Genomic DNA, 13939 nt, shown 5'->3' on the forward strand with positions numbered 1-13939 from the left:
CGGCTATGATGGATATCGAAATGACGCGGCTGCATGAGTTGACTGTTATTGTGTATGCTGTGAGTGTGTTGTTATATTTTATTGATTTTCTACATCATAACCGGAGGGCAAACCGCACTGCCTTCTGGTTACTTTCATTTGTATGGATTTTACAATCCGTTTTTTTGTATCTATATATGATAAATACCGGGCGCTTTCCGGTACTGACCATATTTGAGGGGCTTTATTTTTATGTATGGATATTAATTACTCTCTCGCTGATTATTAACCGGCTTTTAAGGGTAGATTTCATTGTTTTCTTTACAAATGTAATTGGTTTCATGTTTATGGTTGTACATACTTTTGCACCTGACCAAATCGATTCAACGGTGAAGGCTCAACAGCTTGTATCGGAACTGCTGTTTATTCATATTACGGCTGCTATTTTATCGTATGGTGCTTTTTCTTTATCATTTGTCTTCTCCCTTTTATATTTATTGCAGTATAATTTGTTGAAAAGGAAAAAATGGGGAAAAAGGCTATGGCGGATTTCAGACCTATCGAAGCTGGAGCAAATGTCCTATGTTTCAAATGTGATTGGGGCACCGATGCTAATGATAGGAGTCATTCTTGGTTCACAATGGGCATACATTAAGCTGCCAAATGTGTCATGGGCTGATCCGAAAATAATCGGTTCCGTGTTTGTTCTTGCCGTATACTGTATCTATTTGTATTTACGGATTAGAAGAGGTTTAGCAGGAAAGTCACTGGCATTATGGAATATTGCGGCTTTTCTCATTTTATTAATAAATTTCTTTTTAATTGGAAGCATTTCATCCTTCCATATTTGGTTGTAGTCTAGCTAGGAGGAGCTTTATGAGAAAAATTATTGTTGGTTCAAGACGCAGTAAGCTTGCCTTAACACAAACAAATTGGGTTATTGAGCAGTTGAAAAAAATAGATGATTCTTTCGATTTCGAAGTAAAGGAAATTGTCACAAAGGGTGATAAGATTCTGGACGTTACGCTTTCGAAAGTAGGAGGAAAAGGATTGTTTGTCAAAGAGATCGAACAGGCCATGCTTGATCAAGAGATTGATATGGCTGTACATAGTATGAAGGATATGCCTGCCGTTCTGCCTGAAGGCCTGGTAATCGGCTGTATTCCAAAGAGGGAAGACTGTCGCGATGCATTAATTTCAAAGAATCATGTCAAATTTAATGATCTAAAGCCTGGTGCGGTTGTGGGGACAAGCAGCTTGCGCAGAGGGGCACAACTTCTGGCAAAACGGCCCGATTTAGAGATTAAATGGATCCGAGGAAATATTGATACGAGATTGGCAAAACTAGAAAATGAAGATTATGATGCGATTATTTTGGCTGCTGCCGGTCTTTCGAGAATGGGCTGGGCAAAGGATGTTGTAACCGAATTTCTTGATCCGGAAATTTGTTTACCTGCGGTCGGACAAGGTGCCTTATCGATTGAGTGCCGTGGCAATGATGATGAACTGCTAGAACTCCTTAAGAAATTTACAAGTATCGAAACAAAGCAGACTGTTTTGGCTGAGAGATCCTTTTTGAATAAAATGGAAGGCGGCTGTCAGATTCCAATTGCAGGCTTTGCTAAGCTAAATGATCAGGCTGAAATCGTGTTAACTGGACTTGTGGCATCACCTGATGGAAAGACGATTTACAAAGAACAATTAAGCGGGCAAAATCCCGAAGAACTTGGTGAACAACTTGCGCAAAAATTGATTGCAACAGGTGCTAAGAATTTAATAGATCATGTGAAAGAGGAGCTTGATCGTCAATGACGGCCTCTTTCCCCCTAAAAAATAAAACGGTATTAGTTCCAAGGGGAAAGGGTCAAGCGAAAGCTTTTTCAGATGTCGTAAGAAAATATGGCGGTACTCCGGTCGAAATCCCATTATTAGCATTTAGACCTATCACGTTGACACCAGTGCTTAAGGACAACTTGAAAAAGTTAGATACATACGATTGGATTATTTTTACAAGCAGTGTGACAGTAGCCTCTTTTCTATCCTATTGGTCAGAGGAGTTACCGCTTCCGAAAAAAATAGCAGCTATTGGTGAGAAAACAGCAAAGACATTAGTAAAAAAGGGATTAAAGGTTGATTTTATTCCGACAAAATACGTGGCAGAAGAATTTGTCATTGAGTTTTCCCCTTTGGTGAAAGATGGAATGAAGGTTTTAATTCCGAAGGGAAATCTTGCGAGGGACTATATCTCTGCTGAATTGAGTAAGATTGGGGCAAAGGTTGATGAGATCATCATGTATGAGACCTTTTTTCCAGAAGAAAGCAAAGAAAAATTAGCTCAAATGCTGAAGGAAGAAAAGCTGGATATTATTCCATTTACAAGTCCCTCTACTGTGGATCATTTTATGGGGGTAGTGGAGGAAAATGGTCTTTTTAACCGGATTCATGATTGTATCTTTGCATGTATTGGACCTGTGGCCAAAAAAAGGGCAGAAAGCAAGGGGCTGCCGATTCATGCAGTACCTTCTGTATATACAGTTGAAAAAATGATTGATGAAGTTGCCGATTATTTGATTAAAGTATCATCATTATAGGGGGAGTTTAAATGGAATTACAATTTACCCGGCACCGCAGATTAAGACAAAGTGCTAATATGCGTGCGTTAGTAAGAGAGACATTTGTCAGAGTAGAAGATTTTATTTACCCGATATTTGTGATTGAAGGAACAAATATAAAAAATGAAATCTCCTCCATGCCTGGTGTTTATCAGTACTCACTTGACAGGCTTTCAGAAGAAATGGATGAAGTCGTTTCATTAGGGATTAAATCCGTTTTATTATTCGGGATTCCTTCTGAAAAAGATGAATGCGGTTCAGGTGCATACCACGACCATGGGATTGTACAAGAGGCGACACGCTTTATTAAAGAACGCTACAAGGATATAATTGTCATTGCTGATACTTGTCTTTGTGAATATACAAGCCATGGACATTGTGGTGTCATAGAAAAAGACCAGGTATTAAATGATCCCTCACTGGAACTGCTTACACAAACAGCTGTTAGTCAGGCAAGTGCCGGCGCTGATATTATTGCCCCATCGAATATGATGGATGGATTTGTAGCGGCCATCCGTAAAGGATTAGATGAAGCAGGCTTTGAAAATGTTCCGATCATGTCATATGCCGTTAAATATGCATCGGCATTTTATGGCCCATTCCGTGATGCAGCAGACAGTACTCCGCAATTTGGAGACCGAAAAGCCTATCAAATGGACCCGGCCAATCGATTGGAGGCTTTCCGTGAAGCTGAATCGGATGTAAAAGAAGGAGCGGATTTTCTGATTGTAAAACCAGGTATGCCTTACCTAGACATTGTTCGTGATGTGAAAGACCGCTTCAATCTGCCGATCGTTACGTATAATGTAAGCGGTGAATTTTCGATGGTGAAAGCAGCAGCAGCTAATGGCTGGATTGATGAAAAGGCTGTTGTGATGGAAATGTTAACCGGTATGAAGCGTGCCGGAGCCAATCTTATTATTACATACCATGCAAAAGATGCTGCCCGCTGGTTAAGTGAGCAGTAAGCTGCAGGAAATCACAGATGAAAAAGCTATCTCACTAAACGTCTATTATTACTAGATATGGAATTATAATAAGGAAAGAGGGATCACCATGCGCTCTTACGAAAAATCAAAACAAGCTTTTCAAGAAGCTAAAACGTTAATGCCTGGCGGTGTTAACAGCCCGGTTCGTGCTTTTAAATCGGTTAATATGGATCCGATTTTCATGGAAAGAGGGAAGGGTTCTAAAATTTATGACATTGATGGTAACGAATATATTGATTATGTTCTGTCATGGGGTCCGCTGATTTTGGGTCATTCCAATGATCGGGTTGTAGAAGCGTTAAAGAAAATGACTGAATTAGGGACTAGCTTTGGTGCTCCCTCTTTAGCAGAAAATAAATTAGCTAATCTTGTTATCGAACGTGTGCCATCAGTGGAAATGATCCGCATGGTTTCGTCTGGTACAGAAGCAACGATGAGTGCCCTTAGGCTTGCCAGAGGATATACTGGCCGCAACATCATTTTGAAATTTGAAGGCTGTTATCACGGAAGTTCTGATTCACTATTAATCAAAGCAGGCTCCGGTGTAGCAACATTAGGTCTGCCTGACAGCCCAGGAGTTCCTGAAGGAGTTGCGAAAAATACCATTACGGTTGCTTACAATGATCTAGATGGTGTTAAATATGCCTTTGAACAATTTGGAAAGGATATTGCCGGAGTTATTGTTGAACCGGTAGCAGGCAATATGGGGGTTGTCCCACCGCTTCACGGCTTTTTAGAGGGACTCCGTGAGATTACGACAAAATATGGAGCGCTATTAATCTTTGATGAAGTGATGACAGGCTTCCGTGTCGGTTATAACTGTGCCCAAGGCTATTTTAACATTACACCTGACATTACCTGCCTTGGCAAGGTAATTGGCGGAGGTCTGCCGGTTGGCGCTTACGGTGGTAAGGCAGAAATTATGGAAAATATTGCACCGAGCGGTACCATTTATCAAGCAGGTACATTATCCGGTAATCCGCTTGCGATGACAGCAGGCTATGAAACGATTAGTCAGTTGACAGAAGCTGATTATCAAGAATTTGAGCGTAAAGGAGATCGCTTGGAAGCCGGAATCAAGGCTGCTGCAGAGAAGCATAATATTCCTGCAACTGTTAATCGTGCAGGTTCAATGATCGGCTTCTTCTTTACAAATGAAGCGGTGATTAACTATGACCGTGCTAAAACATCCAACTTAGATTTCTTTGCTGCTTACTATCGCGCTATGGCGGAGCAGGGAGTATTTCTTCCTCCATCCCAATTTGAAGGTTTGTTCTTATCTAAAACACACAGTGATGAGGATATCGAAAAAACCATCCAAGCAATCGAATATTCTTTTTCAACATTACGTAAGTAATTAAAAGAAAGTTAGTAAACACCCATTTGATTGATGGGTGTTTTTTTGTATTGAAACTCATAAAATTTCCTCCTGATTCATAGAGTGATTAATGACATAGTGAGTAACAGGTGGAATGGAAGGGAGGAGTTCGCTTTGTCGCATGGAAATCAATCATATTTACGATTCTCACTAGAAGAATCAGTCTGGTTTCAAAAAGGACAGGAAGTAGATGAATTAGTTTCGATATCATTAGATCCGATCATCACTATAAAGGAAAGTGACCAGTATGTGACAATTAAAGGCTCGCTGGAACTTTCCGGCGAATATAATCGTGAACAGACTGATGAAGATGAAATGGATTACTTCACAAATCCAAAGCTGATACAAACGGTGGAGGTAAGAGAAGAAGGAGTTCATTTATTTTCCCATCATTTTCCAGTTGAAATAACCATTCCGAAAAATCGAATTGAAGCTTTAAATGATATTCAAGTAACGGTGGAAACATTTGACTATGCTTTTCCAGAGAAGAGTTGTTTGCGGTTATCTGCTGATCTAATGATTACAGGGCTATATGGCGAGCAGCAGCATGAGCTAGTTCAAGAACAGCATGAATATGAAACATATGAATTTGAACCGCAGTATCGAGAGTCAGCCATACCTGAAGAAGAATATAGTGAAAGGAAAAATCCATTTGCCAAACCCCAATTTGCTGACGAAGAATCATCGGAGGTATATAAACCATTCGAAGTGGAGGCCAGAAAAGATCCTGAAGCTGAAGTACAGTATGATAATCAGACAGAAGAATTTGAACAAGAAGAGGCAGATCTGGACAAAGATAACCAATCGGAATATCTATTCCAGCGAAAAGACGTGAATTCACCGGTAAATATAAAGCCAAATCTAGAAGAAGTGCCAGGCCAAGAGGTTGTCAATCGGGATGAAGACGTTCATGCGGAGATTTCTGAGCCAGAGCAGGCTGCATTTCCTGAAATTGTTTTTTCAGCGAAGCGGAGTGAAGAAACGCAGCAAGTCCCGGTGTCGGAAAAACAAACGGTTAAGAAAGTAGTGGAATTACAAGAAGAAAATGTCCAGCCAATGGAATTAGAGGAAATGATGAGCGAATTAGAGGAAGAATCATCTTCATCCTCATCCTCATCTTCAGATGAACCGCCGCAAAAGAAAAAAGGTAAAAAGTTGAAGAATAAACAAAGTCTTACGTTATCTGAGTTTTTTGCTCGCAAAGCAGAGGAAGAGCATACAAGAGTAACCATGTGTATCGTGCAAAACGGTGAGACACTCGATACGATCTCTGAGAGATATGATGTACCGGCTGCACAGATACAACGGGTCAATCATATGGAATTAAACCAGGATATTTATGAAGGTCAAGTATTGTATATTCCTATAGCTCAAACACAAAGATGACGTCCCAAACAAAATAGAGGGATCACATGAGAGAATCTGACAGCTTAAAAAAAGCAGCACAAATATTACGAAGCTATAGGATTGAACCATATTTCGTTGAAGTCTTAGGGAATGTTCAAAAGGTTTATTCCAAAAATGGCGTATATGCGTTAAAAAAAATCAATCCACAGCATGGCATGGATTTTATCAGACATGTTCAAACCTTGTATCAGAAGGGATACAATCGGATTGTTCCTATTTATCCAACTCTTGATGGCCGTTATGCTGTTTTATACGAAAACACCCTTTATTATTTAATGCCTTGGCTTTCAAAAGAGGAAAAGAGGGATCCCTTTGAAAGCCAGCAGCAATTATTTCGCGAGCTTGCCCGGCTCCATTCCATCTCAGCTCGGGAAATAAAGGTGAATCAAGAAGAACGTACCATTCACTATGAGAAAACAAAGGCAGAACTGGAGCAGGAAGAAGAGTTTTTAGATGAATATCTTGAAGCCTGTGAAAGAAAGATTTATATGTCACCGTTTGAATTAATGTTTTGTATGTATTATCATACTGTGAAGCAGGCGCTGTTTTTTTCAAAACAGAAGTTGACGGAATGGTATGAAGGAACTAAGGAGAAAGAAAAAGCCCGCATTGTGATCGTACACGGAAAAATGGCACGCGACCACTTTCTTTTCGATGAAAAGGGCTATGGCTATTTTATCAACTTTGAAGAAGCAAACATCGGATCTCCTACCCACGATTTACTGCCGTTTTTGGCACGATCCTTAAAGGGGTATTTAAAGCAGCCAGACGAATTAGTCGATAGTCTTTATATGTATTTCAAATACTTTCCTCTTAAAGAAGATGAAATGCAGTTGTTTTTTAGCTATTTAGCACATCCGGGCAATTTGATTAAAACCGCTCAGCGCTTTTTTCAGGAAGGGAAAAATCGAAATGAGCGGAAGGCTGTCCAAAAGCTGCAACGAGAATATTGGTATTTAAAAAATACGGAATACATTGTTTTTCGCATTGATGAAATTGAAAAACAAAAAAAGCAAGAAGAAGCAGCCCAGCAGAATCAATAAGTCTGCCGGGCTTTTCTTTTGCTTTGCCGAAGTAAATATAGAAAAACCTATATGATATCAAGATAGAAGGCACAAGCGATCAAAATTAGAACGGCCAATAATAGGACATCAAAGGTTGTCGGCAGCAAAATGGTTCGAATCCCTTGAAATACACTGAATGGAATAGCAAACTGCTGGCAGACGCTTCTAAACGTCCGCAGCCATGGTGGAAGCGTATAAGGATTATAACGTCGTTTCATCCGTTCTCCCCCTTGTCAAAAAGCATCCTTATTCTAAAGTATGATTCGTTATATGGATAGGTGTCTAAAAAACAATAGATGTAACCGCTTCATCATGTATAAATGATAAAAAATAAGGCTATCCTTATTGACGATTAGTCTCTTTTTTAGGTACTATAATTATTAGGTTTAATTACATAAATGCATTGCATTGATAGGGAAGAGTACAATGATCTTTTACTTTTAGAGAGGAAAACCAGCTGCTGAAAGGTTTTCTAAGTGAAACCATTGGAAAGTCACCCTTGAGCTTCTTTTGCGAAAGAAGATATCTTCAAGTAGTAAAAGACGGAGAATCCGTTATCGATTGAAGTGCCGACAGGCTTTTTTTCTGTCGGAAAAAAGGTGGTACCGCGAACAACAGCTCCATTCGTCCTTTTATGACGGATGGGGTTTTTTGTTTTGCAGCAAAGTAATAAGGTATTTTAAAGTGAAACGGTTTCTTAAGCCGGAACGCTTTATACATAGGAGGATAAATGATGGAACAAAATGAAGTAACAATGCCGACGAAGTATGATCCTAATTCAATTGAAAAGGGCCGATATGAATGGTGGCTAAAAGGGAAATTTTTCGAAGCAAAGGATGACGCGGACAAGCAACCTTATACAATTGTGATTCCGCCACCTAACGTAACAGGTAAACTCCACTTAGGCCATGCCTGGGATACGACGCTTCAGGATATTCTTACAAGAATGAAGCGGATGCAGGGCTATGATGTTCTGTGGCTTCCTGGGATGGACCATGCCGGTATTGCTACACAGGCAAAGGTAGAGGCTAAATTACGTGAAGAAGGAAAAAGCCGTTATGATTTAGGCCGTGAGAAGTTCTTAGAACAAACGTGGGCTTGGAAGGAAGAGTATGCAGGGTTTATCCGTGCGCAATGGGCAAAGCTAGGACTTGGACTTGATTACACTCGTGAACGCTTTACGATGGATGAAGGCCTATCAAAGGCAGTTAATGAAGTCTTTGTAAAGCTGTATGAAAAAGGCCTTATTTATCGCGGTGAATATATTATTAACTGGGATCCAGCAACGAAAACAGCTATTTCTGATATTGAAGTTATTTATAAGGATGTTCAAGGTGCGTTCTATCATATGAGATACCCGTTGGCAGATGGTTCAGGCTCGATTGAAATTGCCACTACCCGTCCAGAAACGATGCTTGGTGATACGGCTGTTGCTGTCCATCCGGAAGATGAACGCTATAAGCATTTAATTGGCAAAACCGTTATTTTGCCGATTGTCGGCCGTGAAATTCCGATTGTTGGCGATGATTACGTGGATATGGAATTTGGTTCTGGGGCTGTGAAAATTACGCCTGCCCATGATCCAAATGACTTTGAGGTTGGTAACCGTCATAATTTAGAACGTATTCTTGTTATGAATGAAGATGGAACGATGAACGAAAGAGCCGGCAAATATCAAGGAATGGATCGTTTTGAATGCCGGAAGCAAATTGTGAAAGATCTTCAGGAGCAGGGTGTTTTATTTAAAATCGAAGATCATCTGCATTCTGTCGGCCATTCAGAACGTAGTGGTGCAGTTGTTGAGCCATACCTTTCAACACAATGGTTTGTGAAAATGCAGCCGCTGGCAGATGCATCAATTGAATTACAAAAGCAGGAAGGAAAGGTTCATTTCGTTCCAGACCGCTTTGAAAAAACGTATCTACACTGGATGGAAAATATTCGTGACTGGTGTATTTCCCGTCAATTATGGTGGGGACACCGCATTCCTGCCTGGTACCATAAAGAAACCGGCGAAGTATATGTAGGCAGTGAGGCACCGGCAGATAGCGAGAATTGGCAGCAGGACAATGATGTATTAGACACATGGTTCAGCTCTGCCTTATGGCCGTTCTCAACACTTGGCTGGCCTGATAAAGAAGCGGCTGATTTTAAACGCTACTATCCGACAGATGCCCTTGTAACAGGCTATGATATCATTTTCTTCTGGGTATCACGCATGATTTTCCAAGGAATTGAGTTTACAGGTAAGCGTCCATTCAAAGATGTTCTAATCCATGGTTTAATTCGTGATGCAGAAGGCAGAAAGATGAGTAAGTCACTCGGTAACGGTGTCGATCCAATGGATGTCATTGACAAGTATGGTGCCGATGCCCTTCGTTATTTCCTTGCTACAGGTTCATCACCTGGCCAGGATTTACGTTTCAGTATGGAAAAAATCGAATCAACGTGGAACTTTGCCAACAAGATTTGGAATGCTTCCCGCTTTGCTTTGATGAATATGAATGGATTGAAATATGAGGAAATCGATTTAAGCGGTGAAAAGTCAGTTGCAGATAAATGGATTTTAACAAGATTAAATGAAACGATTGAGCATGTAACAAGACTTTCTGACCGCTATGAGTTCGGTGAAGTAGGACGTGTCCTATACAACTTCATTTGGGATGATTTCTGTGATTGGTATATTGAAATGGCGAAGCTTCCGCTATATGGGGAAGATGAGGCAGCCAAGAAAACAACTCGCTCAATCTTAGCGTATGTTCTTGATAATACGATGCGTTTATTACATCCGTTCATGCCGTTTATTACAGAAGAGATTTGGCAAAACCTTCCACATGCAGGTGAATCCATTACCGTAGCATCTTGGCCGGAAGTGAATGCATCCTTTACAGACGAAAAGGCTGCTTCGGAAATGAAGCTCTTAGTGGAAATCATTCGTTCTGTACGTAACAGCCGGGCGGAAGTAAATACACCGATGAGCAAGAAAATCAAGATGATCGTGAAGGCGAAGGATCAATCGGTCCTTGCAACGCTTGAGAACAATAAAGCATATCTTGAGCGCTTCTGTAATCCAGAGGAATTAACGTTAGCCACTGAAGTAGCAATTCCAGATAAAGCGATGACATCCATCGTGACAGGTGCAGAAATTATCTTGCCGCTTGAGGGCTTAATCAATCTTGATGAAGAAATTGCCCGTCTCGAGAAAGAATTGGATAAATTAAATAAAGAGGTTGAACGTGTGCAGAAGAAGCTCAGCAACCAAGGCTTCGTAAGCAAAGCACCAGAAAAGGTTATCGAAGAAGAAAGAGCAAAGGAAAAAGATTACACCGAAAAACGTGCAGCAGTAGAAGAACGCTTGAAAGAATTAAAGGGCGAATAATTAGCATCTGGTGTCAGGCATCTAATATGGACAAATCACGTCAATTTTGTCTTTTTGTGGTGCCTGACACCATAAATGAGGAGACACAGCAATGTTTCAAACATATGAAGAAGCGCTTCACTGGATTCATTCCCGGCTTCGTTTAGGGATTAAGCCCGGCTTATCGAGAATGGAATGGATGATGGAAAAGCTGGATCATCCGGAACAAAAGATTAAATCTGTTCATATTGGCGGGACAAATGGGAAAGGTTCTACGGTAACCTATTTACGTTCTATCCTTGAACAGGCCGGCTACGAGACAGGTACCTTTACATCTCCTTATATTGAGCAGTTTAACGAACGGATTAGTAGGAATGGAATCCCGATTACAGATGAAGAGATTGTAAAGTTGGCCAATGCTATTTACCCTCTTTCAATAGAGCTGGAAGCGACAGAGCTGGGGGGGCCTTCAGAATTTGAGATTATAACCGCTATGGCGATGTATTATTTTGCAGAGATGCATCCTGTAGATGTCGTTATCTTTGAAGTGGGTCTTGGGGGTCGTTTTGATTCGACAAACGTCATTCATCCGCTTTTGGCGATCATCACGAATATTGGCTTAGATCATACGCAATTTTTAGGGAACACCTATGAAGAAATCGCATTCGAAAAAGCTGGGATTATTAAACGGGAGAAAAGTCTCATAACTGCAGTTAAACAGCCTGGGGCAAGGGAAGTCATTATGAAGCGGGCAATGGAAATGAATGCCCCTGTATATTTATTGAACAAAGATTTTACTATCAAGGATCACCAGTCAATTGAATCAGGTGAAATTTTCACCTGGCAGCATGGTAATCAGGAACTGAAAAACGCTGCCATTACGATGTTTGGTAGACATCAAACGGAAAATGCAGCACTGGCGATAATGGCTGCCATGCTCCTGCAAAAGGAACATGGTTTTCGAATCGAGGAAACAACTATTCTTGAAGGACTAAAAGCTGCTTTTTGGCCGGGCCGTTTTGAGATTGTTACAAAAAATCCTTTGCTTATTCTTGATGGAGCCCATAATGAGGAAGGAATTACAGCTTTAACAAACGAGCTGTCGAAAAGGTATGCTGATAAAACGATTAAGATTATCTTTTCAGCGCTGGCAGATAAAAAATTAGATAAGATGATTCAGAAGCTGGATGAGACAGCACATGAAATTTCTTTTGTCAGCTTTGATTACCCAAGGGCATCGAAAGCAGAGACGTTATACAGCTTAAGCGGTTCTCCACATAAAAAAATGGCGAAGGATTGGAAACGAGCTATAACAACTGAATATGCATCACTAAAAGAAAATGACATTTTAGTTGTGACTGGTTCGCTGTATTTTATTTCGCAAGTAAAAGCTTTTTTAAGAGATATGATGTAAAGAGTGTATTTTTATGAGAAAAAGGGGAGTTCACTCTCCTTTTTTTCTGTTCAGATTTTACAATTGATTATAGTAATATTAGTATTTATATTCTTCTTTAATAATTGCAGGGGCTTCCCAAGTAATATTATTTTTTGCACCAGAACCACTTGAATCTCTTGAGCATGCACCGCCAGCTGAAAAAGCTTCTGGGCCTACTATTACTTTGTCTAATTTATTTGTATTCGCTACTGGTCTATATTCTTTTGCATATATTGTTACTCCGCTCCCAATGCCTTGAACACTCTTTAATGTATTTGCACAAATTTTGACATTCGATCCATTTTGTAAGTTTCCAAGATAAGCTTCCCCTTTTACCTCAATTGTTACATTGCCGGCATTATTTAAATTTCCAAATATACTATTTTATCATTATTATTTATATAATATAATTAAAATAGAGATATAAGTAATGGGAAAAAAGTTCTAAAAAGGCGGAAGAGGAGATTCGAGATGTTAAAAAAATCGGAAACAAGCTAAAGAACCAAAAAGGATTTACATTAGTTGAAATATTAACAGTTATTGTTATTTTAGGGATTATTGCTGCAATTGTAATTCCAAGTATTGGTGGCCTTATTGGCAATTCTAAAAAGGATGCCTATTTAGCAAATGTTGAGACATTGATTTCAGCTGCAAAATTGGGAGTTTGCTGCAGGTGACTATGCACCTACTGAAACAGTAACATTAGTTTAACTGCAAACGGATGGTTACTTAGAGGATACAATCGAAGACCCCGATGGTGATTCCTATGTTTCAGGTAAAGTAGTAATCGGCGGTACTGATACAAATATTACCTATACTGTTACATTAGTTGGATCAGAAAGAAAGATTATGAATAAAACACATAGTGAGTTAAATAGAAAAGTTGTAGTGCCTAAATTAATAAGCTTAAATAAATATAAGTTAATAAACCTCAAAATTAATTAAGAGAGTATTTTATATGAATTATATATATATTATTTTTTTATACAGTCTATTTCTCGGCTCCTTCTACAACGTAGTAGGCCTCCGCATCCCAGCAGGAGAGTCAATTATAAAACCTCGCTCCCACTGTCCGAACTGTGGACATGTACTAGGAGCATTAGAGCTGATTCCAGTTCTATCATATATTTTACAAAAGGGGAAATGTCGGGGCTGTCAAGCACCGATTTCTCCTTTATATGCATTAATAGAGCTTGCAACCGGAATATTATTTGTCACAGCCCCGCTAGTTTTGGGCTGGTCTTCTGAATTAGTCATCGCCTGGACGCTTATTTCTCTATGTGTCATCGTGTTTGTCTCAGACTATAAATATATGATTATTCCTGACAAGGTTCTATTATTCTTTTTACCCATTTTTATTATTGAGCGAATATTTATACCGCTTTCCCCATGGTGGGATTCACTCCTCGGGGCTGTTGTCGGCTTTGGTCTCCTCTATTTGATAGCGGTCATCAGTAAAGGCGGTATGGGCGGCGGTGACATTAAATTATATGGTGTCATTGGGATCGTTCTTGGTGTTAAAATGGTGCTTTTAAGCTTTTTCATTGCAACGCTTGCAGGTGCTTTATTTGGGGGAATCGGATTATTAATCGGGAAAGTGCAAAAGGGGAAACCAATCCCGTTTGGCCCATTTATTTGTTTAGGTGTACTTTTAGCTTATTTTTGGGGCGAGAACATACTAGCATGGTATTTTCAACTTTATATTTAAGGAGTTTTT

At 39.8% G+C, this 13939-nt stretch carries 12 protein-coding genes and 1 other annotated feature; of the genes, 11 read left to right on the forward strand and 1 reads right to left on the reverse strand.

What is annotated here, in order from left to right; translation table 11 throughout:
• Window positions 1-5 precede the first annotated feature (5 nt).
• The 7 genes from R4Z09_RS06120 (at window position 6) to ysxE (ending at window position 7408) form a co-directional block, all read left to right on the forward strand.
• Window positions 6-836, forward strand: coding sequence for a cytochrome c biogenesis protein (locus R4Z09_RS06120; RefSeq protein WP_338451455.1), 831 nt, complete (start codon window positions 6-8; stop codon window positions 834-836).
• 19 nt (window positions 837-855) lie between these two features.
• Complete coding sequence (gene hemC, locus R4Z09_RS06125) at window positions 856-1791, forward strand: hydroxymethylbilane synthase (RefSeq protein WP_338451456.1); 936 nt, start codon at window positions 856-858, stop codon at window positions 1789-1791.
• Complete coding sequence (locus tag R4Z09_RS06130) at window positions 1788-2570, forward strand: uroporphyrinogen-III synthase (RefSeq protein ID WP_338451457.1); 783 nt, start codon at window positions 1788-1790, stop codon at window positions 2568-2570. The genes hemC and R4Z09_RS06130 overlap by 4 nt, the downstream gene beginning before the upstream one ends.
• A gap of 11 nt (window positions 2571-2581) precedes the next feature.
• Window positions 2582-3559, forward strand: a complete 978-nt coding sequence (hemB, locus tag R4Z09_RS06135) for a porphobilinogen synthase (protein ID WP_338451458.1) — start codon at window positions 2582-2584, stop codon at window positions 3557-3559.
• A gap of 88 nt (window positions 3560-3647) precedes the next feature.
• Window positions 3648-4937: a glutamate-1-semialdehyde 2,1-aminomutase gene (gene hemL / locus R4Z09_RS06140; protein WP_338451459.1), complete on the forward strand. Its 1290-nt coding sequence runs from the start codon at window positions 3648-3650 to the stop codon at window positions 4935-4937.
• Between the two features lie 135 nt (window positions 4938-5072).
• On the forward strand, window positions 5073-6344 hold the full coding sequence (gene spoVID / locus R4Z09_RS06145) for a stage VI sporulation protein D (RefSeq protein WP_338451460.1): 1272 nt from the start codon (window positions 5073-5075) through the stop codon (window positions 6342-6344).
• Between the two features lie 26 nt (window positions 6345-6370).
• Complete coding sequence (ysxE, locus tag R4Z09_RS06150) at window positions 6371-7408, forward strand: spore coat protein YsxE (RefSeq protein WP_338451461.1); 1038 nt, start codon at window positions 6371-6373, stop codon at window positions 7406-7408.
• Between the two features lie 47 nt (window positions 7409-7455).
• Here the strand turns inward: ysxE and R4Z09_RS06155 are convergent, their stop codons facing one another.
• Window positions 7456-7647 carry a hypothetical protein gene (locus R4Z09_RS06155; protein WP_338451462.1) on the reverse strand — a complete coding sequence of 64 codons (192 nt, stop codon included), beginning with the start codon at window positions 7645-7647 and terminating at the stop codon, window positions 7456-7458.
• A 181-nt stretch (window positions 7648-7828) separates the two neighbouring features.
• Window positions 7829-8064: a binding site (T-box leader), on the forward strand.
• 98 nt (window positions 8065-8162) lie between these two features.
• Between R4Z09_RS06155 and R4Z09_RS06160 the strand changes: the two genes are divergently transcribed.
• From R4Z09_RS06160 to R4Z09_RS06170, 4 genes are all read left to right on the forward strand, one after another.
• Entirely contained in the window at window positions 8163-10808 is a 2646-nt protein-coding gene (locus R4Z09_RS06160) for a valine--tRNA ligase (RefSeq protein WP_338453210.1), read from the forward strand.
• Window positions 10809-10899: 91 nt separating this feature from the next.
• Window positions 10900-12201 (forward strand): folylpolyglutamate synthase/dihydrofolate synthase family protein, encoded by a 1302-nt coding sequence (locus R4Z09_RS06165; RefSeq protein ID WP_338451463.1) that lies wholly within the window; start codon window positions 10900-10902, stop codon window positions 12199-12201.
• Window positions 12202-12749: 548 nt separating this feature from the next.
• Complete coding sequence (locus R4Z09_RS31010; RefSeq protein ID WP_422392289.1) at window positions 12750-12899, forward strand: type II secretion system protein; 150 nt, start codon at window positions 12750-12752, stop codon at window positions 12897-12899.
• Between the two features lie 281 nt (window positions 12900-13180).
• Complete coding sequence (locus R4Z09_RS06170; RefSeq protein WP_338451464.1) at window positions 13181-13930, forward strand: prepilin peptidase; 750 nt, start codon at window positions 13181-13183, stop codon at window positions 13928-13930.
• Window positions 13931-13939: the final 9 nt, after the last annotated feature.

Source organism: Niallia oryzisoli (assembly GCF_036670025.1).
Taxonomy (GTDB): Bacteria; Bacillota; Bacilli; order Bacillales; family Cytobacillaceae; genus Bacillus_BD; species Bacillus_BD oryzisoli.

Bases quoted from the DNA above. Each gene is read 5' to 3' on its own strand.
- R4Z09_RS06165 (WP_338451463.1), top strand. From the start codon at position 10,900: ATGTTTCAAACATATGAAGAAGCGCTTCACTGGATTCATTCCCGGCTT.
- R4Z09_RS06130 (WP_338451457.1), top strand. From the start codon at position 1,788: ATGACGGCCTCTTTCCCCCTAAAAAATAAAACGGTATTAGTTCCAAGG.
- R4Z09_RS06170 (WP_338451464.1), top strand. From the start codon at position 13,181: ATGAATTATATATATATTATTTTTTTATACAGTCTATTTCTCGGCTCC.
- hemC (WP_338451456.1), top strand. From the start codon at position 856: ATGAGAAAAATTATTGTTGGTTCAAGACGCAGTAAGCTTGCCTTAACA.
- hemL (WP_338451459.1), top strand. From the start codon at position 3,648: ATGCGCTCTTACGAAAAATCAAAACAAGCTTTTCAAGAAGCTAAAACG.
- R4Z09_RS06120 (WP_338451455.1), top strand. From the start codon at position 6: ATGATGGATATCGAAATGACGCGGCTGCATGAGTTGACTGTTATTGTG.
- hemB (WP_338451458.1), top strand. From the start codon at position 2,582: ATGGAATTACAATTTACCCGGCACCGCAGATTAAGACAAAGTGCTAAT.
- ysxE (WP_338451461.1), top strand. From the start codon at position 6,371: ATGAGAGAATCTGACAGCTTAAAAAAAGCAGCACAAATATTACGAAGC.
- R4Z09_RS06155 (WP_338451462.1), bottom strand. From the start codon at position 7,647: ATGAAACGACGTTATAATCCTTATACGCTTCCACCATGGCTGCGGACG.
- R4Z09_RS06160 (WP_338453210.1), top strand. From the start codon at position 8,163: ATGGAACAAAATGAAGTAACAATGCCGACGAAGTATGATCCTAATTCA.